Origin of the sequence: Arthrobacter sp. BL-252-APC-1A, from assembly GCF_009696625.1 — a bacterium.
GTDB lineage: Bacteria > Actinomycetota > Actinomycetes > Actinomycetales > Micrococcaceae > Arthrobacter_B.
The window spans coordinates 35,698-59,531 of record NZ_VULS01000009.1; the positions used below are offsets into that span (position 1 = coordinate 35,698).

Annotated in this window: 27 protein-coding genes; 19 read left to right on the forward strand and 8 right to left on the reverse strand. The window is 66.4% G+C overall.

The genetic code is table 11. The annotated features are described in order from the left end of the window. Position 1: 1 nt before the first annotated feature. On the reverse strand, positions 2 to 520 hold the full coding sequence (locus tag FYJ28_RS13455; RefSeq protein ID WP_154579636.1) for a mycothiol transferase: 519 nt from the start codon (positions 518 to 520) through the stop codon (positions 2 to 4). 164 nt (positions 521 to 684) lie between these two features. On the opposite strand from FYJ28_RS13455, the gene FYJ28_RS13460 reads away from it, so the two are divergent. The 8 genes from FYJ28_RS13460 to FYJ28_RS13495 all read left to right on the forward strand — a co-directional run bounded on the left by FYJ28_RS13460 (position 685) and on the right by FYJ28_RS13495 (position 8,676). Beyond that, positions 685 to 909 carry a hypothetical protein gene (locus FYJ28_RS13460; RefSeq protein WP_154579637.1) on the forward strand — a complete coding sequence of 75 codons (225 nt, stop codon included), beginning with the start codon at positions 685 to 687 and terminating at the stop codon, positions 907 to 909. A 112-nt stretch (positions 910 to 1,021) separates the two neighbouring features. Continuing rightward, complete coding sequence (locus FYJ28_RS13465) at positions 1,022 to 1,957, forward strand: metal ABC transporter substrate-binding protein (RefSeq protein WP_154579638.1); 936 nt, start codon at positions 1,022 to 1,024, stop codon at positions 1,955 to 1,957. Further along, entirely contained in the window at positions 1,957 to 2,745 is a 789-nt protein-coding gene (locus tag FYJ28_RS13470; protein ID WP_154579639.1) for a metal ABC transporter ATP-binding protein, read from the forward strand. The genes FYJ28_RS13465 and FYJ28_RS13470 overlap by 1 nt, the downstream gene beginning before the upstream one ends. Then, on the forward strand, positions 2,745 to 3,605 hold the full coding sequence (locus tag FYJ28_RS13475; RefSeq protein ID WP_235472147.1) for a metal ABC transporter permease: 861 nt from the start codon (positions 2,745 to 2,747) through the stop codon (positions 3,603 to 3,605). Before FYJ28_RS13470 ends, FYJ28_RS13475 begins: the two co-directional genes overlap by 1 nt. Before the next feature lie 15 nt (positions 3,606 to 3,620). Continuing rightward, positions 3,621 to 4,334 carry an IclR family transcriptional regulator gene (locus FYJ28_RS13480; protein WP_154579640.1) on the forward strand — a complete coding sequence of 238 codons (714 nt, stop codon included), beginning with the start codon at positions 3,621 to 3,623 and terminating at the stop codon, positions 4,332 to 4,334. Positions 4,335 to 4,496: 162 nt separating this feature from the next. Further along, a complete protein-coding gene (locus FYJ28_RS13485; protein ID WP_154579641.1) occupies positions 4,497 to 6,440 on the forward strand; it encodes a heavy metal translocating P-type ATPase in 1,944 nt (647 codons plus the stop codon). Positions 6,441 to 6,863: 423 nt separating this feature from the next. After that, complete coding sequence (locus FYJ28_RS13490; protein ID WP_152225561.1) at positions 6,864 to 7,214, forward strand: nuclear transport factor 2 family protein; 351 nt, start codon at positions 6,864 to 6,866, stop codon at positions 7,212 to 7,214. A gap of 163 nt (positions 7,215 to 7,377) precedes the next feature. After that, positions 7,378 to 8,676 (forward strand): DUF2254 domain-containing protein, encoded by a 1,299-nt coding sequence (locus tag FYJ28_RS13495; RefSeq protein WP_154579642.1) that lies wholly within the window; start codon positions 7,378 to 7,380, stop codon positions 8,674 to 8,676. A gap of 48 nt (positions 8,677 to 8,724) precedes the next feature. Here FYJ28_RS13495 and FYJ28_RS13500 read toward each other — a convergent pair whose 3' ends face one another. Beyond that, positions 8,725 to 9,801 carry an alkene reductase gene (locus FYJ28_RS13500; RefSeq protein ID WP_326831715.1) on the reverse strand — a complete coding sequence of 359 codons (1,077 nt, stop codon included), beginning with the start codon at positions 9,799 to 9,801 and terminating at the stop codon, positions 8,725 to 8,727. Between the two features lie 8 nt (positions 9,802 to 9,809). Between FYJ28_RS13500 and FYJ28_RS17640 the strand changes: the two genes are divergently transcribed. Together FYJ28_RS17640 and FYJ28_RS13510 are read left to right on the forward strand one after the other, a co-directional pair. Further along, positions 9,810 to 10,484, forward strand: a complete 675-nt coding sequence (locus FYJ28_RS17640; protein ID WP_326831716.1) for a carboxymuconolactone decarboxylase family protein — start codon at positions 9,810 to 9,812, stop codon at positions 10,482 to 10,484. 168 nt (positions 10,485 to 10,652) lie between these two features. After that, positions 10,653 to 11,903 (forward strand): polymer-forming cytoskeletal protein, encoded by a 1,251-nt coding sequence (locus tag FYJ28_RS13510; RefSeq protein ID WP_154579643.1) that lies wholly within the window; start codon positions 10,653 to 10,655, stop codon positions 11,901 to 11,903. 21 nt (positions 11,904 to 11,924) lie between these two features. Here FYJ28_RS13510 and FYJ28_RS13515 read toward each other — a convergent pair whose 3' ends face one another. Beyond that, positions 11,925 to 12,152, reverse strand: a complete 228-nt coding sequence (locus FYJ28_RS13515) for a hypothetical protein (protein ID WP_055242592.1) — start codon at positions 12,150 to 12,152, stop codon at positions 11,925 to 11,927. A 36-nt stretch (positions 12,153 to 12,188) separates the two neighbouring features. Then, a complete protein-coding gene (locus FYJ28_RS13520; RefSeq protein WP_154579644.1) occupies positions 12,189 to 12,905 on the reverse strand; it encodes a DUF4386 domain-containing protein in 717 nt (238 codons plus the stop codon). A 70-nt stretch (positions 12,906 to 12,975) separates the two neighbouring features. Here FYJ28_RS13520 and FYJ28_RS13525 point away from each other — a divergent pair, with 70 nt between their 5' ends. The 3 genes from FYJ28_RS13525 to FYJ28_RS13535 all read left to right on the forward strand — a co-directional run bounded on the left by FYJ28_RS13525 (position 12,976) and on the right by FYJ28_RS13535 (position 15,326). Further along, the gene (locus FYJ28_RS13525) at positions 12,976 to 13,506 is read left to right on the forward strand and encodes a TetR/AcrR family transcriptional regulator C-terminal domain-containing protein (RefSeq protein WP_326831717.1); all 531 of its coding nucleotides are present in this window, start codon (positions 12,976 to 12,978) and stop codon (positions 13,504 to 13,506) included. A gap of 187 nt (positions 13,507 to 13,693) precedes the next feature. Next, the gene (locus FYJ28_RS13530) at positions 13,694 to 14,827 is read left to right on the forward strand and encodes a baeRF2 domain-containing protein (RefSeq protein WP_154579646.1); all 1,134 of its coding nucleotides are present in this window, start codon (positions 13,694 to 13,696) and stop codon (positions 14,825 to 14,827) included. Beyond that, positions 14,727 to 15,326 (forward strand): DUF2127 domain-containing protein, encoded by a 600-nt coding sequence (locus FYJ28_RS13535; protein ID WP_154579647.1) that lies wholly within the window; start codon positions 14,727 to 14,729, stop codon positions 15,324 to 15,326. The genes FYJ28_RS13530 and FYJ28_RS13535 overlap by 101 nt, the downstream gene beginning before the upstream one ends. A gap of 24 nt (positions 15,327 to 15,350) precedes the next feature. Here the strand turns inward: FYJ28_RS13535 and FYJ28_RS13540 are convergent, their stop codons facing one another. Further along, positions 15,351 to 16,064 carry an alpha/beta fold hydrolase gene (locus FYJ28_RS13540; RefSeq protein WP_154579648.1) on the reverse strand — a complete coding sequence of 238 codons (714 nt, stop codon included), beginning with the start codon at positions 16,062 to 16,064 and terminating at the stop codon, positions 15,351 to 15,353. A gap of 70 nt (positions 16,065 to 16,134) precedes the next feature. Between FYJ28_RS13540 and FYJ28_RS13545 the strand changes: the two genes are divergently transcribed. The 3 genes from FYJ28_RS13545 to FYJ28_RS13555 all read left to right on the forward strand — a co-directional run bounded on the left by FYJ28_RS13545 (position 16,135) and on the right by FYJ28_RS13555 (position 18,188). Continuing rightward, the gene (locus FYJ28_RS13545; RefSeq protein ID WP_326831718.1) at positions 16,135 to 16,827 is read left to right on the forward strand and encodes a helix-turn-helix transcriptional regulator; all 693 of its coding nucleotides are present in this window, start codon (positions 16,135 to 16,137) and stop codon (positions 16,825 to 16,827) included. Positions 16,828 to 16,929: 102 nt separating this feature from the next. Beyond that, positions 16,930 to 17,574, forward strand: a complete 645-nt coding sequence (locus tag FYJ28_RS13550; RefSeq protein WP_154579650.1) for a hypothetical protein — start codon at positions 16,930 to 16,932, stop codon at positions 17,572 to 17,574. Next, entirely contained in the window at positions 17,571 to 18,188 is a 618-nt protein-coding gene (locus FYJ28_RS13555) for an RES family NAD+ phosphorylase (protein WP_154579651.1), read from the forward strand. The genes FYJ28_RS13550 and FYJ28_RS13555 overlap by 4 nt, the downstream gene beginning before the upstream one ends. Before the next feature lie 296 nt (positions 18,189 to 18,484). On the opposite strand, the gene FYJ28_RS13560 is transcribed toward FYJ28_RS13555, so the two are convergent. The 3 genes from FYJ28_RS13560 to FYJ28_RS13570 form a co-directional block, all read right to left on the reverse strand. Further along, on the reverse strand, positions 18,485 to 19,291 hold the full coding sequence (locus tag FYJ28_RS13560; RefSeq protein WP_154579738.1) for a PIG-L deacetylase family protein: 807 nt from the start codon (positions 19,289 to 19,291) through the stop codon (positions 18,485 to 18,487). Between the two features lie 28 nt (positions 19,292 to 19,319). Continuing rightward, the gene (locus FYJ28_RS13565; RefSeq protein WP_091601164.1) at positions 19,320 to 19,496 is read right to left on the reverse strand and encodes a YegP family protein; all 177 of its coding nucleotides are present in this window, start codon (positions 19,494 to 19,496) and stop codon (positions 19,320 to 19,322) included. Positions 19,497 to 19,612: 116 nt separating this feature from the next. Then, positions 19,613 to 20,317: an 8-oxoguanine DNA glycosylase OGG fold protein gene (locus FYJ28_RS13570; RefSeq protein ID WP_154579652.1), complete on the reverse strand. Its 705-nt coding sequence runs from the start codon at positions 20,315 to 20,317 to the stop codon at positions 19,613 to 19,615. 101 nt (positions 20,318 to 20,418) lie between these two features. Between FYJ28_RS13570 and FYJ28_RS13575 the strand changes: the two genes are divergently transcribed. From FYJ28_RS13575 to FYJ28_RS13585, 3 genes are all read left to right on the forward strand, one after another. Further along, on the forward strand, positions 20,419 to 21,105 hold the full coding sequence (locus tag FYJ28_RS13575) for an ABC transporter ATP-binding protein (protein ID WP_154579653.1): 687 nt from the start codon (positions 20,419 to 20,421) through the stop codon (positions 21,103 to 21,105). Between the two features lie 3 nt (positions 21,106 to 21,108). After that, a complete protein-coding gene (locus tag FYJ28_RS13580) occupies positions 21,109 to 22,653 on the forward strand; it encodes a DUF6297 family protein (RefSeq protein ID WP_154579654.1) in 1,545 nt (514 codons plus the stop codon). Positions 22,654 to 23,067: 414 nt separating this feature from the next. Next, positions 23,068 to 23,775 carry a hypothetical protein gene (locus tag FYJ28_RS13585; RefSeq protein WP_154579655.1) on the forward strand — a complete coding sequence of 236 codons (708 nt, stop codon included), beginning with the start codon at positions 23,068 to 23,070 and terminating at the stop codon, positions 23,773 to 23,775. The last annotated feature ends 59 nt before the right edge of the window (positions 23,776 to 23,834 follow it).

Sequence of the window (23,834 nt, forward strand, 5' to 3'; positions counted from 1 at the left end):
TTCACGATGCCCCGCCCGAGGTAAGCATCCCGCGCACATAGGCAGCCTGACCCACGTGCTCCAGGCAGTCAGCCAGGGAACTGACCAGCCGCACACCCAAAGTGACGGGCGGATCCCAGGAGGTGTCCACCACGCGGTCCAGATCCGAGGCAGACAGCCCGGAGACGAAGGCGATGGTCCGGGCACTGACGGCGTCGTAATACCCCTGAAGCACCTCGGCCGACTGCACCTGCACCTTGGCAACCTCCTCGGAAGTATGCCCGTACCCGGTGTCCTCCACGGCAAGGGGAAGCCCCACCCGGTCCGCCCAGCCCTCAGCGGTCCAGACCTGCTGGTGTCCGGCGACGTCGGCCACTTGCGCATCCTCCACCCGCGCCAGGTGCCAGATCAGCCAGGAAATCGAATTCCCGTCCGGGTATGGGCGGTGGTTCAGTTCCTTGGCACTCAAACCGTTGAGCACGCGGCCCACGGTCTGGGGCAGCCGTCCGAACGCATCAACTAACAGGTCACTGGATTCCATCAGGTCTCCTCCGGAAGAACTTGAACAGGTTGAACGCCACTGTGCCAGTTCCGGGGCCCCGGCAAAAGGGACGGACGACGGCGGCGGGCCGGGTTGGGGCAGCGTGGCCGGAGAAATTGTGCGGGCGGGGTTGCAGACGCCCTGCACGCTCCTACACTGGCCGGATGGAGTGGAGCGACGAACGTCCCACCTGGCTTCCGCCCATCCCGCCGCCCCACCGCGGACGGGCGCGGATTGTGCCGGGGATACTGCTGGTTACCGCCGTGATGATCGTTGTGCTGGTGACTGCCTTCGTCGGCGGAACCATTTCCATGTACCTGTGGTGGCCGCTCGCGGGCGGGCTGCTCCTGCTCGGATCGGGCCTCCTGAGCCGCCGCCGGCTCCCCTGACTACCCTCCCCCTGCTGACCAGCTAATCAGCATGATGTGTAAGCAGCATGATGTGACAAAGTTCGGCATACCGAACTTGTTTAACCAGCTTGCCGAACTTATTGTTTTCCGCATGACGACGACGTTGACTTCCCGCCTGCGCCGCCTGGCCGTGCTGCCCGCTGCTGCCGCGCTCTTCGCCCTGTCCGCCTGTTCAGGATCCGCCGACGCAGACGGCGCCGGGGACAAACCCGTAGTCCTGACCACTTTTACCGTGCTCGCTGACATGGCCGAGAACGTGGCCGGTGAACACCTGCAGATCGAGTCGATCACCAAGGCCGGTGCGGAGATCCACGGCTACGAACCCACTCCCGGAGATATCCGCCGCGCCTCGCAGGCGGACCTGATCTTGGATAACGGCATGAACCTCGAGGCCTGGTTCGAGCAGTTCACCGCAGACCTGGACGTCCCCCGGGTGACGGTCAGCGAAGGCGTGGAGCCGGTCAACATCGCCGAGGACGCTTATAAAGGCCTGCCCAACCCGCACGCGTGGATGTCTCCGCTGAACGCGCAGATCTACGTGGACAACATGGCGGAGGCGTTCGCCGAGCTCGATCCGGAAAACGCGGAGTCCTTCCGCGCCAACGCCGACGCATACAAGCAGGAACTGCAGGAGGTCCAGGACCAGCTGGTCACGGAGCTCGGTGCCCTCCCGGAAACCCAGCGGGCGCTGGTCACCTGCGAAGGCGCGTTCTCCTACCTGGCACGCGATGCCAGTCTCACCGAGCGCTACATCTGGGCTGTGAACGCTGAACAGCAGGCCACCCCGCAGCAGATCGCGGCCACCATCGAGTTCGTTAAGGACAACCAGGTCCCTGCCGTTTTCTGCGAGTCCACCGTTTCGGACGCCCCCATGCAGCAGGTCGTCGAGGCCGCGGGCACACAGTTCGGCGGAGTTCTGTACGTCGACTCGCTTTCCGAGGAAGGCGGCCCGGTGCCCACCTACCTCGACCTGATCCGCCACGACACGGAAACCATCATCACAGCACTGACCGGAGCCGGTTCCTGATGGCCGCACCGGCGCTGGAACTGAACTCCGTGACGGTGAAGTACGACGACGTCACGGCACTGGACGGCGTCAGCCTCACCGTCCAGCCGGGCCGCGTCTGCGGGCTGGTCGGGATGAACGGTTCGGGCAAGTCCACCCTGTTCAAGTCACTCATGGGCCTGGTGAAGCCGGCATCCGGAACGGTCAGGCTCAGCGGCATGGCCCCGGCGAAGGCACGTAAATCCGGCCTTGTCGCCTACGTTCCGCAAAGCGAGGACGTGGACTGGTCCTTCCCGCTCAGCGTCCGGGACATCGTCATGACCGGACGCTACGGGCACATGGGCCCCACCCGCCGGCCGCGCGCTGCAGACCGGGCAGCCGTCACCGAAGCCCTGGCACGGGTGGAGCTGACCGATCTGGCGGAGCGGCAGATCGGCAGGCTCTCCGGCGGGCAGAAAAAGCGCGCCTTCGTGGCCCGCGGCATTGCCCAGGGCGCCTCGGTGCTGCTGCTCGACGAGCCGTTTGCCGGCGTCGACAAGCGGTCGGAGGCAACCATTACCGCTCTGCTGCGGGAACTCGCAGCGGACGGCCGGACTATCCTCGTCTCCACCCATGACCTGCATTCTCTCCCCCAGCTGGCTGACGAGGCCGTGCTGCTGATGCGCCGGGTGCTGGCACACGGTTCCCCGGAAGAAGTGCTCCGTCCGGAACAGCTTGCCCGCGCGTTCGGACTCAATGTGCTGGATGACGGCACCCCGGTTCCGGCGGGGACACTGGATGCGGGAACACTGAAAGCAGGCAAGCCGTGATCGAGCTGCTCACTGACCCGCTCTCCTATGACTTCATGGTCCGGGCACTGGCCACCGCCGTCATTGCCTCGGTGGTCTGCGGCGTGCTCTCCTGCTGGCTGGTGCTGATCGGCTGGTCGCTGATGGGCGACGCCGTCTCCCACGCCGTGCTGCCTGGTGTTGTACTGGCCTATGTGGTGGGCGCGCCGTTCGCGCTGGGAGCAGTGATCTTCGGGTTCCTGGCCGTCGGCCTGATCGGCCTGGTGCGCGATACCAGCCGAATCAAGGAGGACGCAGCGATCGGGATCGTCTTCACCACGTTGTTCGCCGCCGGACTGGTGCTGATCTCCGTGACACCGAGCCAGACCGACCTTAACCACATCATCTTCGGCAACCTGCTGGGCGTGAGCTCCGCGGACTTGGCGCAGGTCGCCGTCCTGGCCGCGCTGACCCTGGCGGTGCTCCTGTTCAAACGCCGCGACTTCACCCTGTACGCGTTCGACCCCACCCAGGCCCACGCCGTCGGGCTTAATCCGCGGCTGCTCGGTGCTGCGCTGCTGGGGCTGCTGGCGCTGACCGCCGTCGTCGCCCTGCAGGCGGTCGGGGTGGTGCTGGTGGTCGCGATGCTGATCATCCCGGGCTCCACCGCCTACCTGCTCACCGACCGGTTCAGCCGCATGCTGCTGATCGCACCCCTTATGGCGGCGGGCTGCGCGGTGGCCGGCATCTACGCCAGCTACTACCTGGACACCGCCACCGGCCCCATGGTGGTACTGGCCCAGGGCGCCGTTTTCACGCTCGCATATCTTTTCAGCCCACGTCAGGGCGTTGTCGGCCGCGGAATCGCTGCCCGCCGGCGGCGCCGCACGCAGGCCGTCTGAGCCTATGATGGGCGCATGACTTCTGCCTCCAACGGTTCCGGATCCCAGTCCCAGACCCTGTCCCGCGGGATCCAGGCGCTGGAACTGCTGGCGGAATCGGAGACGCCCCTGAGCATCGCCGAACTTTCCGCCGGGCTTGGGGTGCACCGCTCCATCGCATACCGGATCCTGCGCACCCTGGAGGCGCATTCGCTGGTGATGCGCGACGACGCGGGGCGGGTTTCCGCGGCGCCGGGCCTTGCCGCTCTGGCGCGGGGTGTTTCCCGCGATCTGCAGTCGGCGGCCCTCCCGGAGCTGACCGTCCTGGCGAACGAGCTGTCCATGACTGCGTTCATCGCCGTCTGGGACCAGCACGACTGCGTCACCCTGGTCACCGTGGAGCCCCGGCACAGCCGCACTGCCCTGATCCAGCGGCCGGGCACCCGGCACTCCTTTACCGCCGGCGCCCCGGGCATCGCGATCCAGTCAGCGGTCACCGAAGAGCACTGGGACCGGCTGGCACCCGGACAGCCCTACCGCGAGGAGGCCCGCCTCGCCCGCCGGCGCGGCTACGCTACCAGCCACAGCGAGGTGATCGACGGCGTCGGCTCCGTGGCCGTTCCGGTGCGGGTGCCCGGCCAGCTGCCGGCGTCCCTGTCCGTGGTGTACTTCGGTACCGGGAAGGACGACGCCGGGATCGGCGCGCGGCTGATCGAAAGCGTCCGGCAGATCGAGGCGCAGCTGACCTAGACGCTGGCTTCCGCTCCGCTTTGTCCGCATCGCTGCGCTTTGTGGCATTTGCTCCGCGGCGCCGCGGAGCGTTCTCCCAAAACGGAGCGATTCCGGCCCAATCCGGGTTAGGCAAGCTTTCTCTTGCTGGAAACCCGGGGCAAAGGAGCCTAAAACCAAAGCATGGCCCTTAACCGTGTGTCCTTCCAGAAGGCAGTCCGGCACTACCCAGTAGTCGCTGCGACGGTGGTTGTGCTCGCCGTCGTCCTGGTCCTGTGGGGAGCCGGCGCAGACGGGCCGGCACAGTGGATCGCCAGCCTGTACACACTCGGCATTGTGGCCATCACCGGCGCAGGCATGGTCCGTGATATCAAGCGCGGGCACTATGGGCTGGATATCCTGGCCGTCATCGCCATGCTCGCCACCGTTGCCGTGGGCGAGTACATTGCGTCACTGATCATCGTGCTGATGCTCTCCGGCGGCGAGGCACTCGAGGATTACGCAGCCGGCCGCGCCAAGGGCGAACTCGATGCACTGCTGGACCGCGCCCCTCAGATCGCTCACCGGTTGCCGGCCGAGGCGGATACCGGCGGGAATCCGGTCTCCGGTAAACCCGCCGCCGAACTGGCCGAAGACATTCCGGCCACCGAGGTGGCGGTGGGCGACATCCTGCTCGTCAAGCCCTCCGAAGTGGTCCCCGTTGACGGCGTGCTGCTCTCGCCCGCCGCCTCCTTCGATGAGTCGTCCCTGACCGGTGAATCGATTCCGGTCTCCCGGACTGCCGGGGACGCGGTGATGAGCGGTTCGGTTAACGGCACACACGCGGTACGCATCCAGGCCACAGCGACGACGGCGAACAGCCAGTACCAGCGCATCGTCGCCCTGGTGCAGGAGGCCAGCGAATCCAAGGCTCCCGTGGTGCGGCTCGCGGACCGCTTCGCGGTGCCCTTCACGATAGTTTCCCTGCTGGTTGCCGGCATTGCGTGGGCCGTTTCCGGGGATCCGGTGCGGTTCGCCGAAGTACTGGTGCTGGCCACCCCGTGCCCGCTGCTGATCGCGGCACCGGTGGCGTTTATGGGCGGCATGAGCCGCTCCGCCCGGCACGGCATCATCGTCAAGGGCGGCGCGGTGCTGGAGCAGCTTTCCGCCGCGAAGAGCGCCGCGTTCGACAAGACCGGCACCCTCACCTACGGCCGTCCCGAGCTGGTCTCGGTTAATCCTGTCAACGGCTTCGACGCCGATGAGCTGCTCACCCTTGCGGCGTCCGCGGAGCAATACTCCTCCCATGTACTGGCCGCGTCGGTGCTGGCTTCCGCCGAGGAACGCGGTCTGCCGGTCCACCCTGCGGACACCGCCCAGGAGGTGGCGACCAACGGCGTCGAGGCCTTCATTGACGGGCGAACCGTGCGGGTGGGCAAGCGCCGGTTCGTTGAGGAAGTGGACCCGGCGACGCAGGCGGCGGACCTCGCGCCCGGGCAGATGGTGGTTTACCTCAGTGTGGACGGACGCTTCGCCGGCACCCTGATCCTCAGCGATACGGCCCGCGAGAACGCCGCCGCTACCCTGGAACGGCTGCGCGGGCTGGGGATCCGCGAGACGGTGATGCTCACCGGCGACGGTCTGGCCACCGCCGAAAGCATGGGCCAGACCGTCGGCATTACCGATGTGCGCGCCGAGCTGCTTCCCGAAGACAAGGTGAAGGCCGTGGCGGCACTGCCCCTGCGGCCGGTGATCATGGTGGGCGACGGCGTCAACGACGCGCCGGTCCTGGCGGCGGCCGACGTCGGAATCGCCATGGGTGCCCGCGGCTCGACGGCGGCCAGCGAGTCCGCCGACGCCGTGATCGTCGCGGACGACATCTCCAAGGTTGCCACCGCCATGGACATCAGCAAGCGGACCATGCAGGTGGCGCTGGGCAGCATTTTGCTTGGCATCGCCCTGAGCCTGGTCCTGATGCTGGTGGCAGCTTTCGGGTACATTCCGGCCGTGGCCGGGGCGCTCACCCAGGAACTCGTGGACCTGGCCACCATTCTGAACGCGCTGCGTGCCCTGCACGGCAAGACCCTGTTCCGGCGGGCAGGCAAACCGGCTGCGGTGGCTTCGGCGCCGGTCCCGGGCTCCGTCTAGCCGGGCTTCCGCGGCCCAGTTATGCCGCAAACCCGGCGCCCGGCCGCCGGGATCCCTCCGCGCGCGCCCACCCTTCCCACGATCTGTGGCTGACGGGACGGATGAGGTCACATCAGTCAACAGGTGTCACGGAACGTGGGAAGCGCGGCCCGGCCCGGCAGCCCGGGAACGATTCACCAGCCCGCGCCAGGCCGTTCCGGCGTCATAATCTCCCAATTCATTGAAGGCCTGAACCGCTGGCCGGCCTGGTGGCGGCATTCGCTGCACCGGCGGGTGGAACCGGCGGCAGGTAAGCCTGACAGCGGCGGAGGTCAGGAGCTCCCACCCTGTTCCTGTTGCGCGCAAAAACCGCTAGCGTAGCCAGCATTCGGCACCCGGCGGTGGTCCCCGCGCCCCGGATGCCAGGTGAAGGAAGGTCCAGCCATGAGCACGCAGCAGGAACTGGTGAACAAGTACCTGGACGGTTTCCGCCGCAGTGACCACCCGGCGATCCTCGCCTGCCTGACGGACGACGTCGTCTGGCGCATCCACGGGTCACGTACCGCCCGCGGCAAGGCAGAGTTCGACGCGGAGATTGGCGAGCCGGGCTTCGAGGGCTCCCCGGACCTCAGCTTGGAGCGCATGGTCACCGAAGGCAACACAACCGCCATCACCGGAGCCGGCCACGGCGTGCACCGGACCATCGGTCCGGTCTTCTTCAACTACTGCGACGTGATCACGTTCCGCGACGGCCTGATCAGCGAAGTGGACTCCTACATCGTGCCGGTAGCCTAGACGCCGGCCTACGGAGTTGGACGCCGTCGCGGGGCGTTATGAAGGACTGGATATCCTGCTGTCGGGGCTGGTTCAAAAACTCGACGCCGGTCCCCGCCGGGCAACGGCGAAACCTGTCAAGGAGGTCTCGAGCCGAATGTCACGTGGGGGAAAGTCTTTGCGGATGCGCGCCGCAGCGATGCGTTACCGCTTCGCCGAGTCACTGTTCCTTTTGCCGGCGCTGTTGATGCTCGCGGGCATTGCCCTTGCGGTCGGCGCTGCTGCCCTTGACCGAGCCCTGGGCCACGATGCCCCGATCCCGCTGACCCTGGCCATGAGCAGCAATGCCGCCACATGGCTGCTGGCCACGGTGGCGGGCGCAATGATCACCACCGTCGGCGTCGTCTTCTCCCTAACCGTGGTCAGCCTGCAGTTGGCCAGCGGCCAGTTCTCTCCGCGTGTGATGCGGTCCTTCATTCGGGACCGCCTGAGCCAGGGCGTGATCGGCCTGCTGGTGGGAACGTTCTTCTATTGCATCCTGATCCTGCCCAGCCTCAGCGGAGACCCTGCCGCTGACGCACCCCGGATTTCGCTGACACTAGCCGTCGTCCTCACCCTGGTCACCGTGGTGGGCATCATCGCCCACCTGGACCATCTCTCCCGTGGGCTTCAGGTCGGCAACCTGGCCCGCGCAATCGCCGCGGAAGGCGGGCGCGTGGCCGCGGAGCTGGACAAGGCACCAGCGGGTTTGCAGGCCGCGGACCCGCGGGATTTCCACCCGCCGGCAGATGCCGCCGTGATCTGCTGTCCCGTCAGCGGATGGGTTAGCCAGGTGGACAGTACCCGTCTTCTGTCTGCAGTTCCGCCTGGCACTACGGTTCGGCTGGAAAGCCGCATCGGCGCGTATGTCCATGCGGATGAGCCCCTGCTGTCCGTATGGCCTGCGCCTTCGAGGGAGAGCCGGCAGGAACTCGCGGGAGCCATCGAAGTGGCCGATGCGCGCACTATGCTGCAGGACGCGGATTTCGCGATCCGCCAGCTCGTGGACATCGGCCTGCGTGCGCTCAGCTCGGCCATCAACGACCCCACCACTGCTGTGGAAATCACGCTCCGCCTTGGAAGCCTCCTTCGCGGCATCCTCACTGCCCCGCTGGCTCCGGAAGCCCTCCGGGACAGCGCAGGACGAGTCCTGGTGCAGCCATGGAACCTGGATCATGAGGAGTACGTCGACCACGCATTTGACCAGCTGCGCCAGGCCTGCCTGGACCAGCCCGAGGTTGCCGCCGCGCTGCTCCGGGTGCTGCGCATGCTCATCACCCACGTCAACGAGGAAGGATGTCCCGAACGTTCAGCACCGCTGCACCGGCAAATGAACCTGCTCCTTGACTCACTGCGGAAGCACCCGGGGCTGCACCCTGAGGACCTCCGCCGGCTGGAATCGCTGTCCGCAGATGAGACAGACCCGGCCGACCACAGCCGCTAACCCCGCGCGGTGGGGGCTGCCGGCTGCAGCCGGCCGGAACCAGGCTGGCTAGGAAACCGGAGCCAGCTCCGGGTAGTCCGTGTAGCCGGCAGCGCCGTCCGTGTAGAACGTGGAGTAGTCCGGTGCGTTCAGGTCCGCGCCTTCCTGCCAGCGGCGGGCCAGGTCCGGGTTGGCGAGCGCCGGGCGGCCGACGACGACGGCGTCAGCCAGGTCCTCATCAAGAAGCGCGAGGGCGGACTCACGGGTGGTCTCCACCCCGAAACCGGTGTTCAGCAGCACCGGCCCGGCGAAGCGGCGGCGCAGCTCCTGGACCAGGTCATCTGCCGGGTCCTTGTGCAGGATGCTGAGGTAGGCCGGCTTCAGCGGTGCGATGCCGTCCACCAGTGCCGTGTAGGTGGCCAGCACGTCATCGCGGTCGGTTTCCAGCACGTCCTGGATGTTGTGCTCCGGGGAGATCCGGATGCCGGTGCGCTCTGCGCCGACGGCCTCGACTACGGCCCGGAAGGCTTCCAGGACGAAGCGGGCACGGTTCTCCGGGGATCCGCCGTAGTTATCAGTGCGGGTGTTGGAGACGGGTGAGAGGAATTCCTGCAGCAGGTAACCATTGGCACCGTGCAGCTCAACGCCGTCGAACCCTGCCTTGATGGCGTTCGCGGCGGCGGCAGCGAATTCCTGTGCCACGCCGGGAAGTTCGGCTTCGGTCAGGGCGTGCGGCACCGGGTAGGGCTTCTTTCCGTCGTACGTGTGTGCCTCGCCGGACAGCGCGATGGCGCTGGGAGCTACCGGCTGGCGGCCGCTGACGTTCTCGTGGCCGACGCGGCCGGAGTGCATCAGCTGGGCGACGATCCGCCCGCCGGCTTCGTGCACGGCGTCGGTGACGCGCTTCCAGCCGGCGACGTGTTCTTCGGTGACCAGGCCGGGCATCCGGGTGTTGCCCTGGCCGGTGAAGGACGGGTAAATGCCTTCACTGACAATGAGGCCCAGCGAGGCGCGCTGGCGGTAGTAGTCCACCATGATGTCGGTGGGGACGCCGTCGAGGTTGGCGCGCATGCGGGTCAGCGGGGCCATGACAAGCCGGTTGGGCAGTTCCATGGTGCCGACGGTCAGCGGGGTAAACAGGTTCACTAGGACGGGTGCTTTCTCTCGATCGCATCAGGGCAGGGGTTGTCCCGACGTTCGTACACCCAGCAACAACCCGCAGCCCGGCCGCGGGTATTCCGCTGGGCAGCCAAACGGTGCTGACATGCCTGCAGACCCTGCCGCAGCTCCGCGCCCATGCCGCCGGCGCGCTTGCCACGGGTGTCACGCCGGTGCAGCTTCGGGAAGCGGTGTACCAGCTGGCGCCTTTTATCGGCTTTCCGCGGACCCTCAACCCTGTTTCCACCATCAATGCGGTGTTCACGGAGCACGGCATCGCCCTCCCGCTGCCGGAGCAGGGAACGGTCGACGACGCCGCCAGGTACCAGCGCGGCTTGGCCCTGCAGACTCCGCTGTACGGAACGGAAATCAAGGACGACCTCTCGGATCTGCCGGAGCCGTTCAACGAAGCGATCCCCCGGTTCCTGACGGAGTTCTGTTTCGGCGATTTCTACACCCGCGGAGGGCTCACCCTGGCGCAGCGGGAGCTGCTGGTGCTGTGCGCGCTGGCAGCAATCGGAGATACCGCGGCCCAGCTTGGCCCGCACGGCAGGGCCTGCCTGCAGACGGGCAGCTCCAAAACGGTGGTCATCGCGGCCCTGGTCCAGTGCTTTCCGTACGTCGGTTTCCCCCGAGCCGCGGCTGCGATCCGCGCGGTGCGGGATCTGTAGGGGTTTGCCGCAGCAGCCGGCGGTGCCTTTACAGCTGCTTTCGCCGGGGCGATCATGGGCGCAGGGACTCCGCTGCCGTGAACCCTGACGTAAACAACGGATTTCGCCCGAGTCAGGATCAAAAGCGTCGTAGATGCGTTCATTTGCAGATACCTGAAAGGCAACGCAATGAGACCTCCTTCATCCCAGAGACGGGTTCTTCCCGCAGTTCTCGCCGCCATGCTTCTGCTCCTGCTGACCGGCACCGGCGCATTCGCCTCCACCCCTAAGTCCCTGACGGCTGCACCCTACGGGGACAACGACGGCTCGGGCCCGCAGTTCTACAGCGGGCTGAACGTCGATGTCCGGGATGACGTGTCCGGCGACGTCTACGTGTCCGGACAGCGAATCACCATCTCCGGCAACGTGACGGGCGACGTCATTGCGGCCGGCCAGACGATCAACATCACCGGAGACGTTGACGGCAACGTGCGCCTCGCCGGGCAGGATGTGACCATCAGCGGGGAAGTCTCCCGCAGCGGCACCATCTTCGCTTCGACGATCGACGTCACGGACACGGGTTCCTTTGGCGATGACCTGGTGGGCGCCGCGGGCGACATCGACATTGCCGGTGAGATTGGCCGGGACATCGCCGTTGGCGTCGGTGACCTCACGATTGACGGAACAGTGGGCGGCAACGTTACCTACAACTCTGCGAACGAAGCAGACATCTCCGACGGCGCGGTCAGCGGGACCATTGAGCAGATCGTTCCGGAGCCCAACGAGGAACCAACCGCCGGGGAAAAGTTCGCCGGGTGGCTGCTCGGCCTGCTGTACGCGTTGGTTGCGCTCAGCCTCATCACCGTGGCGGCCGGGTGGCTCCTCCCCCGCCTGCTGCACCGGGTGACCAACCAGCTGATCCCCCGGCCCTGGAAGGCCCTGCTCGTGGGCTTCGTGGCGTTCGTTGCCGTTCCCCTGGTGCTGGTGCTCTTGCTGTTTACGGTCATTGGAGCGCCGCTCGCCCTGGCTGCCCTGCTGGTGTGGCTCACCCTCATGCTGGCTACGTTCGTCTTCGGCGCGTACTACATCGGGCGGCTGATCTTCCGCGGCCGCCGCCACCCCGTGATCATGGCCCTGGTTGGCGGGCTAATCCTCATCATCGCACTGCAGATCCCGTGGCTGAACGTCCTGGTCTGGTTCGCCATGGTGTTCTTCGGCCTCGGCGCGCAGCTGCTGGCCATCTACGAGAAGCGGCCGTGGCGCCGCGAGCTGCCGGCTGGCGCTGGCTTGGATCCGGGCGCGGGCCCGGCCGGCGGTGCCCCGGGCACGGGTCCGGCGGGCGGTCCCCGGTACGACGGCAGACAGCCTCCGCCGCCCCCGGCGCAGACCCCTCCCCCGGTCCAGCCTCCTCCGGTGCAGCCGCCGCCCCCGGCGCAGTAGTTCCCGGCCGGAGCTGTCGCGTCACCGCGGCTGCTCGGGCGCGGGTTCCTGCCACCCTCCGCGGCGGGTCATGGACGGCGGGGCCGGCTCCGGTGCCCGCCAGACCACTATCAGCAGGGTCGCGATTGGACCCAGCAGGATGGAAACAAGGAACCAGACCCAGCGTGAGCGGTTCTTCTGTTCGGCCAAGCCCGCGTTGATCACGGCCAGGGTGAACCAAAAGGTGCTGGAGCTTACGTAATTGTCCATCGGGCTACCCAATCACACCCCGGTTCTTTTCCCCGTTCAACCGGATCGGTGCGTCATGGACGGCGGCACCGGTGCCGCTTCCTGCGCGCCCACGCCCCGCTTGATCCGGAAGCCGATGGCCGTCAGGTAGACACCCAGGAAGACTTCCCAGACGATCTCCGGCATCGTCGCAAGCGCGGAGGGAACCGACATCTGCTCGTAGGCACCGAAGAGAACGGCAATGCCGGAGAGGGACATCAACGGACCGCCCACCAGCCCGAACAGTGCCATGGGCCGAGGCACCAGCCGGGATCGGTACATCAGAAACCCGAGCAGCAGCCCGTTTCCAATGCCGACGACGAACCCCGGCCCGAGCAGGAAAGTCCAGCCGTGCAGGGCGACGAGCGCCTGCGCAACGGGAAGGTAAGTGGCGGCGTCGCCTGTTTGGCGCAGGCTCACCACCGTAAGGACACACAGAATGCCCACTGCAATCAGTGCGCACTCCATGATCCGGGCGGCAATATAGCCCACGGCCGCTGCCGGGCTGTAGCGGCGCAGGACGGGATAAAGCACGACGGCGGTGCCAATGTTCGCGATGATCAGCACCAGTTCACAGACGGCGCCGAAGAGGATCCGCGTGTCAGCGCCCGGGCCGGTGACGTAGCCGGGGTCGGAGAGCAGCGGCGCATACAGGGCAGCGCCTGTAATGGCCGAGACAAAGGTGAGAAGGAACAGGATCCCGGCGGTCCGGGCGGTTCTATCCAGCGGGTTCATGACCCACCTGTCGGCGAAAGGTGTACCACGTACACCAAGTGGTACCGACCGTAGGGCGCTGTACAAGCACGTGGCCAACAAGCAGGAGCTGCTGGAGGGGATGGTGGACCTCGTCTGGTCCGAGGTTGCGGAGCCGCGCGCCCGCGATGGCTGGAAGCCGGCGATGCGCGAGCGCGCGGCCTCGCTGCGGAACGCCATGCTCCGGCACCGCTGGGCGGTGGGCCTGATGGAGGCTGCCGGCAAGCCCGGGCCGGAGAACCTGAAGCAGCACAACGCGATGCTGGGCTGTCTGCGGGAAAGCGGCTTCAGCTTCCGCAGCACCGTTCACGTGATGTCCCTGCTGGACGCGTACGTCTACGGCTTTGCACTGCAGCAGAAGATGCTGTCCTTCGAGACGCCGGAGGAGTCCGCCAAGGCCGCGGCCGACACCCACGCAGGGGAAACCGCTGAGGCGGCCGAGCGGTATCCCTACCTGCTTGAAGTCGTGTCCGAACTGGCCCAGAGCGGGTACGACTACGATGCCGAATTCATCGTGGGGCTCGATGTGCTGCTCGACGGCGTGGAAAAGCTGCGGGGTTCCTGGCGCGTGGTGGAGTCCTAACCGCGAGCCTGGCACCGGCTGAGTCGGGGCCTAGGCAGATTGCGGCCGCCAGCACCTATCCCTAAGAGAGTCCGCGGCAAGGTGGGCAGCAGCTTCGCTGCACCTGTAAATGCTGCCGACGCCGGTGCTAGCGTGGGGCACGGATTGATTCGCTGTGGGGCCGCAGGCCTTGCGGAAGGAGATCGTCATGACCCGGAAACTCCACGAATTTGCTGACCTTTACCGGCGCAGGGGCCCCTGGTGCGTCGCCTACATAGACGCTTCCGCAGGGAACGTGGACAGCCTGGAGGCCGCCGAGGTCCGCCCGGTCGACGTCAGGAGGGCGCTGGCTAAACTGGGTGCACCACCGGAGGACCAGGAAGCCGCGGAGACCGCGGTACTTCCCGCCGAAGGAGTTCCGTCCCCGGCGTCCCGCTACCTCCTCGTCCAGCAGGGCACGGTGGCGTTGAACGAACTCCTGCCCGGAGAGCTGGTACTGCCGGAGCGGGTCTCGGTGGATCCGATTCCCGATCTGCTGCCGCTGCTCAAACACCGTCCCGAAGAACTGCCCTACATTGTTGCGGAAGTCTCGCGGGAGGACGCTGAGATCCGCCTGCTTTTCGTCGGCCGCGAAGAGTCCTCCGTCGAGGACGTGGAGGGCGAGAAGGAAGACATCACCAAGCTCCCCGCCGGCGGCTGGTCACAGGACAAGTTCCAGCGGCAGACCGAGCAGGTCTGGCGGCGCAACGCGGACCAGGTCGCGGAGCAGATCGACCGGATCGTGGACAGCAGCGGAGCCAGGCTGATCGTGCTTGCCGGTGACGTCCGGGCGCGGGGACTGGTGCGGGACCAGCTAGCCGAAGCCCACAAGCCGCTGGTCAGCATGATCGATTCCCACATGCCGGAGTCCAGGACTGGCCGCAGGGCCTTCGAGGACAAAGTCCAGGAACGCATTGCCCTGCTGTGGGCAGCAGAGCAGGAACAGATCATGGATCGGCTGGCTCAGCAGCAGGGGCAGGCCAACCCGGAGTCCGTCACCGGTTTAGGCGGGGTGCTGACTGCCCTCCAGCAAGCCCAGGTGGAACTCCTGATCCTCAATGACACAGCGATGGCCGACCGCCATCTGCTGGCCCTCGGAGCCGAACCCTGGGTGGCCAGTGCCCCGGAGCATTCCCTCGGCGCAGAGGTCTTGGGCCAGGTCCCCGCCCCGGCGGCCTTGGTCCGTGCGGCTGCCCTGACCGATGCCAGTCTTCTGCTGGTGCCCGACGGCGTCCTCCCGCACGGCGTCGACGCTGCTGCCCTGCTGCGCTGGCCCACCGGCCCTGAGGCGCCGGGGAGCTGAAACGGCCGCCCGGAAAGGCGGGGAGTTCCTTACCGCCACCTTCAGGATCAGCCTGGTCCTCAAAGGGGTGGACGGCCTGTTGGAGATGGTCGGCGGCGTGCTTCTCCTGCTGGTGGCACCGGACCAAATTTCCTCGCTGGTTCGAACCCTTACACAGCATGAGCTGTCCGTGGATTCGGGCGACATCCTGGCCAATGCCGCCAGACATGCCGCCGATTCACTGACGGTTTCCGCCTCGACCTTCGCCGCCGCATACCTCCTGCTGCACGGCCTGGTGAAAATCGTGCTGGTCTGGGCGGTGCTCAAGGACTACCTCTGGGCGTACCCCTGGATGATCGCGTTCCTGCTGTTTTTCATTGTCTTCCAGTGCTACCAAATCGCGGCGTCATTTTCCTGGGCTTTGGTGCTGCTCACCCTGTTCGACGCCCTGATCGTGTGGCTGACGTGGCGTGAGTATGAGGTTCAGCAGCGGAACCGGGTTGCTGACTCCCGGCCCTGAGGGCTCAACACTGCCCCGATCGCCTCAGCCAGCCGCAGCGGCAATAACCTCCGCCAGGTCACCCGGACGGCTCCACATCGGCCAGTGCCCGGTGGGGAGGTCGAGGATCTCCACGTCCGTGAGCTCCGCGGTTTCGGCAAACATGGGATGTCCCGAGCGGGCCAGCTCCATCATCTGCGCGCCCGGAATCGAGCAGCACACCAGCGTGGTGGGGATCTGGCGGCGGGCATCGTTGGACAGGTCGAGCCGCTCGCGCAGCACAGGACCGGGCTCCGGAACGGCCCGGGTGCGGAACCGCTCGAGGACCTCATCGCTCAGCCCCTCCAAGCTCGCCTGCTGTCCCAACTCATCGAAGGCCGGCAGCGGCAGCTCGGCCGCATCTTCCGGGAAACCGGGCAGGAAGACGCTTCCCGGCCCTACCGGCCCGGAGTCGACCCACACCATCCGGTGGATCAGCTCGGGGTGCCGGTCCAGCACCAGGCTGACCGGGAAGTTGGCGCCGCTGTGCGCCACAAGGGTGACCGGCTCACCGAGGCGGGTGACGACGTCGGTAATCGCCGCTGCCTGCTCCTCGAGGGTCCGTGTTGTGCGGGCGGGATCTTCGGGGTCGAGTCCGGGCAGTGTCAGCGCGGTCGCCGCGGCGTTCCCAGCAGTGAGGTGTTCGAGGACTTCGTCCCAGGCCCAGGCGCCCAGCCAGTGGCCGGCGATCAGGACGATGGGGCTCTTCGTAGTGTTCATGTTCCTACCTTCACCCCTCGGATGGGCAGGTGTATGTCACTATTTATGTCATAAATTTTCAGGTGGCCGGGTGAAGCGCACCGAGCGGCTTGTAGCCCTCTCGGAGATGCTGCGGCGCAGCGGCAACCGGGGCTGCTCAGCCGAGAAACTGGCCCAGGAGTTCGGCGTCTCCGTGCGCACGGTCAAGCGGGACCTCGACGCGCTGGAGAACAGCGGCGCACCCATCTGGTCCCGCCCGGGTCCCGGCGGAGGCTACGGTCTGGCGAGTGGCGGCGCCCTGCCTCCGGTCACCCTCTCCCCTTCCCAGGCGGTGGCCCTGATGGCCGCTGTCTCGGCGGCGTCGGACGCTCCCTACGCTGACCTGGCGGCAGCCGGCGTCCGGAAAATCCTGGACGTCCTTGACCCGCGTACCCGGGCCCGGGCCGATGAACTGGCTTCCCGCGTCTGGGTCAACGCCCCGCCCGCGTCCTCCCGCGCGGTCCGGTCCGCACTGGAGGACGCGATGGCAGACCAGCGGGTGGTCCGCATCCGCTACACCGCCAAGGACGGCGCGGTGACAACGCGCGACGTCGAACCCGTCCTGTTCGCTTCCACCAGCGGCCGGTGGTTCCTGGTGGGATGGTGCCGGCTGCGGAACGGGATCCGGTGGTTCACCGTCTCCAGCATCGAACGGGCGAGTGTCACCTCGATGGCATGCACCGGGCACACCGTCGAGGAGGTCGGCGAACCGCCCGTGAACGCGAGGCCGGTGCACGGGCGGTAGATGACACCGGGTGCTTGTTCAGTCCTGTAGACTCCCCATCCAACACTCCCAACGTTAGAATAAAACGTAGGAAATGTCGGAACCTGCCGCGAGAGGGCAAAAATGACACTCCATCCCCCGCATGCCCGGAACCAATCTCACAACCGCCCGGATGACCGTCAGGACGCACTGGATAAAGCCCTCCAGCTGATCGGCCAGCAGGACGACGGCGTCGAACTGCTGGTCGAAGCTCTCGCGCGCCGGTCGCAGACCCTGGCGCCCGCTCTGGACGCCGTCGTGAACGCGCAGCGCAGCCTCGATGCCCTCCGTCCCGCACTGGCGTCCCTCCCCACCGCGGTCACACCTGAACTGGCCCAGGGCGCTATGGCCACGGAGAATGCGTGGCGCTCCATGGAGCGTGAGTTCGGGTTGCTCAGGGCCCAAGATGCGTCCAAGACCCTGGGGTCCCGCGCCAAGGGCCGCAGCACGCTCGCCCACGACCGCCGTGAGAGCGGACAGCTGCTTGGTGTCCGCCGTGGCAATGCCGTCCTCTACCCCGGATTCCAGTTCGACCGGAACGGGGACGTCCATCAGGTCATTCCCGCATTGATTCACCTGGCCCGCCAGACCCGCCGCAGCGACGAGGACCTTGCCCAGTGGATTTGCCTGCCGTCCGGCTACCTCGACGGGGACCGGCCCGTGGACAGGATGCAGGATGCTGACGCAGTGCTGGCGGCTGCGCGGGGGCACTTCGGGGTCGAGTGGTGACCCCCGGCCCGCCCGGACCGCTCACCGCCGACACGCACGCACTGGATGAAGGGACGCACCTGTACCGCCTGTTCACCAACAGCCCGGACAGGCATGCGGACACCTTCAACCCCGGCCTCGGCACTCCGACGCGCTTTGCGTTTTTCGGGGACCCGCCCGTCCCGGTCCTCTATGCGGGCGAATCGGAGATCGCTGCGATTTCCGAGACCCTGCTGCACGACATCCCGGCCAGTGGCGGGGCGCTGCTGCCGGGTGACTACCAAAACAAAGTGATGGGCCGGTTGGTAGCCCAGCGCCCGCTGCGCCTGGCATCATTCATGGGGACAGGATTCAGGACCATGGGTGCCGCCGCTGAGGACGTCACCCGGACACCGGCCAGCCGATATGGCGAGACTGTCCTGTGGGCGGAAGCTGCTCATGCAGCGGGCTTTGAGGGCATTGCCTGGATGAGCCGCCAGTGCGACACGGAGAAAGCTTACGTGTTCTTCGGTGATCGTGTACGTGAGGATGATTTCGTCATGGATCCGGCTTACGGGCGGGCGTTCGCGCTGCCGAATGACGCCGACTGGCTGACCCGGCTCTGCTCGCCGCTGAGGATTGAGGTCCGCCGGTAGAACGGCACTCGGCGAATCAGCACTTCCGCGTGCGGACCGTCCGCCGGCAGCCGCTGCACTGAACCTGCGCCGCTCAGCGACGGTGGATCCACGCCGCACCGTCCGGAGGCAGGAGTCCGTCAGGAGTCAGCGGCAACGAGGCCAGCAGAATGTCGCCAGCTGGAAGCCGGCAGGGCTCATCCCCCAAAAGGGGAATTTCCGGGATCCATGACGTTTCGTAAACGCCTTGTGAAATCGGCGGCAGCGCCGCACGGCAGAACCAGATGGTCTGGCCTGCGGTCCAGTGTGCTGCCTGGTCAGCCCAGTCCTTCGAACACGTCGCCCAGCACGGGAGCTCCCGGCTGCCTGGGCGGCCAGGCCTGCACCAGCGGTTCGACGCCGACCATGCGGGTCCAGCGCGCATCCTCCTCCGCGTCCGGCGGGACCCCCGGCGAGATCACGTGGCGCTGCGTCCGATGCTCCAGCAGTCCCGCCACAATCCGGTCCGCCACGCTGCTGACATCAACCTCGATGCCAATCTCTTCATCAGGAACAGGGTTCACGTCATACATGCGGCCCGCTTCCCACGGCTTCAGGCCGCGCCAAATCCGGCCGCGGTTCCAACGCTCCCAGGTGGAGCGGCGGACGCAGCCGTGCAGCAGGCGCTGCAGGCCCGGACCGCCGTCGGCACACAGGCGGGTAAACGCGGCGTCGGTAGCGGCTCCCACGGCAATGTGGTCGGGATGCGCGGTGAGTCCTTCCGGCCCAAAGGTGGCAACGACGTCGGGCCGTTCCTGCGCCAGGATTCCGCCGATCCGGTCCACCAGCTCGGCAAACGGCACCCGGTTCACGTTCCCGTCGTCGTAGTCCAGCCATTCGTGCCGGTCCGGCGGCCGGCCGTGCGCGATCCACGCGGCGTCCATTTCCCGGCGGCGGATAGTGCCGAGGTCCTCGCTGACCGGCGGATAGGCGGGATCGATCAGCCCGGCACCGCCGTCGGTCGCGTGTACCAGGACAAACCGGAAGCCGGGATCATACTCGTGCAGGGCCACGGTCCCGGCCAGCCCGTAGGCGTCGTCGTCGGGGTGGGCGACGATCAGGGCCAGGCCGCGGGAACCATCCATCACTTCACTGGGCTGAGGCGTCGGGCCGTCAGGTCAGATCGGTGATTTTCGCATTGGCGTTGGAGCGGACGGACTCTACTCCCTTGAGCGCCGACGCCTTCGATTTGTAGCTTTCGGAGGACGCGATGACCTCTCCGTTGCCTGCCTTCAGGCGAAACCTGAATCCGCCGGCTTTGTCCTGATAGACCTCGAATTTCCCTGCCATGGCTGCCTCGCTTGGGTCTGGTCTTATACCGTCCATTCAGCGTTCGCGCATTGGGTGAGTCAACCCGTCCCGGAAACTTCCCGGGCACTGGTGTGGCACCGCTGACGTCGCGGAGATCAGGCTGCCGGGCGGTCCCGGGTCAGGTCGAAAATCGCTAGTTCCACTTGGGCGCGGGTCCGCCCGTAAGGCGTGCCCCATGCGTCAAGCAGATCTAGATAGCGCCGGTAATCTTTGGTCAAGGTTGTCCGGAGATTGATGTGCTGCGCGCTTTTGGTGTTTTGGGAGATCCAGTCCCGCACGCGTTTGTCCAGTATGGGTGCGACCTCTTCGCCGTCGACAGCACCTGACATTGAGCTGAACGCCAGCCATTTCGTGAAAAAGGCTGGGCCGAGGAACTTGATCTTTCCTTCGTTGTTTAGGTAGCGGAACGCTTCAGCGGCGTCACCATTCCGCACCACCTCGCTGGCTTTGATGAGCCGCTCCCGAACGGCTTCCTCTGCCGCTCCGCCTGCACTGCCTTTGCCGTTCGTAAGGATGCGGCTCGCCCTGTATGGCCCATAGCCGCCCGGGCCTCCCCAGATCAGCACCGGGACGAGGGCGCCCAGCACCCGCTCGCGGACTAGATTGCTTTGCACAACCTCCCGGACAGTGTTTCTGTTCAACTCGTCAGGAAGTGCGCTGAGGACCTCCCTGGCATCGGGAATATCGGCAACGACGGCTTCCCATTTCTGGCGGTTCCAGCTGAATGCTCTCTGTGGCTCTGGTTTCGCTGAGAGACGGTTTGCAAGCACGGCGGGAACGCCTGATTCAACTTTGGTCATCCCGTTTCTATACCCGACAAAACCCGGTCGTGTAACAAGTAGCGAATTCTCGTACGATTCACGGAACGATGAACGCTAACCCGCTCCGCTAAATTAATCCCATGACTTTCCCGGGGGCCGTGCTCGACATTTCCAACCTGTCCGTCGGCTACGGCGGCATGCCGGTGTGCGGGCCCATCACGGCACGCGCCGACGCAGGCGCGATCCTCGGCGTCGTCGGCTTCAACGGTGCCGGCAAGTCCACGGCCGCCCGCACCATCGCCGGGAAGCAGCAGATGCTCGACGGCGAGGTCCGGGTCCACGGGCTGCCGGTCAACGAGGACGCGATCCCGTTCCGCCGCCAGGTCGCTGCCCTGTTCGACGAGGACGCTTTCTTCCCTTCCCTCTCCCTGCGCGAGCACCTGCAGCTGGTCGCCCGCGGCCACTCGGTCCCGGACCCGGATGCCGCCGTCGACGCAGAACTGGACTTCTTCGCCCTGCAGGAGCGGGCCGACGCCGTTCCCGCCTCCGTCTCCTCCGGCCAGCGCCGCCGCCTGCTGCTGGCGTCGGCCCTGATCCGCCCGTCGTCGCTGCTGATCCTCGACGAACCGGAGCAGCGCCTGGACCCCGCCATGCGCGAACGGGTGGGAGAACGCATCCAGGCTTATGCCGACGGCGGCGGGACGGTCCTGCTGGTCACCCACGATCCGGCCCTGCTGCTGGCCACCGCGCAGCGGTGCCTGCTGATTGACGACGACGTCCGGGAGATCGCGCCCGAGCGCGCCGCCGCGGAAATCGCCGGACGCTGACCCATGACCACCGACATAGTCCAGGCCCCTCCCCCGTTCGACCCGGTCCGCTACACCCGGCAGGCCTCGCGGGCGTTTTCCCGCGGCCGGACCCGGTTCCGGGATGCGTTCGTCGACGTCTACACCGCCGTGCTGGCGCTGGGAACTATCGCAGCCCTGGCTGTGGGGCTCGTCCTGGCCCTGCGCGAGCAGGTGGCCCAGGCCTGGAACGTCGGCTCCGGGCGCACCCTGGTGGCGCCGCCGCCGTTCGCCCTGCCCGACGGCGCGGCAGCGGCTGCCCTGGTCTTCGCGGCCCTGGTGACGGTGATGGTGACCGCCCGGAAGCTGGGTCCCGCGGCGGTCAGCGGACCCGAGGGGTACTGGTGGCTGAGCCTGCCGCTGGAGCGGCGGCCGATGGTGGCCGGCCGGCTGGTCCGGCGCCTGCTGCTGGTGTGGGCGGGCGCGTCCGTGCTGTATCTGCCGTTCGGGTTTGTGATGGACCTGGAGACCAGTGTTCGGGGACAGGTCCTGGCGGCTGCGACGTTTGGGGTGGCTGCGGTCTGTGCCGTGCTGCTTGCGGGTTTGCAGCAGGCCCGGCCGGCTCCTCGGTCGGCGGCTGAACGGAGCCGCGGCATACTTCCCGGCTTGCTGGTGCTGGCCCTCCTGAGCCTGGTCACGGTGCGGGTTGCCGCCGGGTCCTGGGCACTGGCGGTCGGCGGCCTGGGTGTCACCGTTGCGCTCGGCCTGCTCGTGTTCGCCCGGCTGGATCGGATCCCGGGCCGGGAGCTGATCCGCGGCGGCGCGGTGTCCGGGCACACTGGTGCCGCGGTGTACCTGATGGATCTCAATGAGGTGGGCCGGGCGCTTTCGGCAGAGCCCGACGGCGTTGACTCCGCCCGTGTGTCGCGCTGGTATGCGCGGGGCGGGCGGACACCGTTTGGTGCCCTGCTGCGTGCCGATACCGCGGCGTTCCTGCGGAGCCGCGGCCTCTGGGTCCGTCCGGTGCTGGTTCTGGCGGTGTTCCTGGTCGTGCTGCTGGCCGGCGGTGCGCAGCCTCCGCTGGTGCAGCTGGGGATGATTGCGGTTGCCGTGTTTGCGGCGGTTCCGGCACTGGGCGCGGTGGCGCGTCGGACGGCGATTATGCCGGGTCTGGACATGCTGCTGCCGCTGTCTGTGTCCGTCGTGCGGCTGAGCCGGATGGCTCTGCCTGCTGCTGCGCTGGCGCTGTGGACTGCTGTGTTGTGTGCGGTGCTGGTGCTGCTCGGTGCGGGTAGTCCGGCGCTGATTGCTCTGGGTGCTCTGGCTGGTGTGGGTTTTGGTGCGTCGGCGGTGCGGGGCGCCTACCGGGTCCAACCCGACTGGAGTCTTCCGCCCAAGGACACCCCGTTCGGTCCGATGCCCAGCGCGCAGGCCGGGTCAATGGTCCGCGGTTTCGACACGACGCTGCTGGCGCTGGTTCCCCTGCTGCTCGGACTGTTCCTGGGCTATGTTCCCGGGGTGCTGTTGCTGGCGCAGGCTGGGTTTTCGGCGGTGTGCGTTCTTTTGTTGATGTATTCAAACCTCAGATAAGCATGCGGTCAGCGTACGAGACAACCTGGCACTGTAGCCCCAGCCCACTCTGCCTCGTTCAAGGTTGGGCATACGCGAAGGTGCCCGCTCTGGAATTCCTGACACGATTCGTGAGATCTCGATTATGTCCCTGCGAGATGCCATACTGTTGCGACGGCCATGCACAAGCGATGGAGGGGGTCACCATGACGTCAGTAGCTATTGATTTTAGGACTAGTGAACAGCTAGAAGCCGAGAAGGCTTTGTTACTCGAATCACTTGGCATGTCGATGGAAGACCTTACGTCCCGCGCCAATTCCGGAATTATCGGAGTCCGTGAATTTAGTGTCTACGAGGCAATTTCCGACATTGACTACCTCCTCAGCGCCTAGCCCAGCAGAAAAACTCCTAGCCCAAAAACGTGAGACGCAGCTGTTGGCCGAACAGTTTTCTTCACGCATCAACCACACTCTGAAAGAGTTCTTGGGTACCGCAGAAGATACTCTCAAGGTCGAAGCAGTCAGCAAGAAGATCGTTGCCCACACAGTCGACCGTGAAGGTCTCACGCTCTGCGTGGAGGGTGCACCGCGTTTCCGCCTCAGCGTTTCCTATCACTGTGAGCTGAGTCAGTCATTGAAGTATTTGGCAGTCGATCGCAGCACTTTTAATGTATTTGTCATCGATCAAGGCATGCCACTAATACGGTATGACTACCTGCGAACCCCGCGAAAGACGCCCGGCGCACACATCAACTTTCGAATGGATACGGATGCCGCCGCAACAGCACTCAGGGTCGCTGGCAACAATCGGCTATCCAAAAACAGGCGTAAACGTGGCCATGGTGATGGCCACGGAACGCCCTCCCAACTCCACCTACCCGTTGGAGGGCCGAGGTTTCGTCCCTGCCTTGAGGACGTGCTCGAATTCTTGGCCATCGAACTCGCTATTGACTGCGCGCCAACATGGAAGGAAGCCCTGGCTGAGGGGCGGATGCTGTGGAGAGAAACACAGTTGAAGGCGGCCGTCCATGACAACCCTGAGGCAGCTGCTGAGGCTCTTCGCGACCTGGGCTATAACGTCTATTGGGATAGCACCCGAGCCCCCATTCCCCCGTTGCGCACACATCGTCTCGGCCAGCTGTAGCCCGATGGACAGACGGCAGACTTGGGCTGAGATCAGGGCGCTGCGCGCCGACCCTCCAG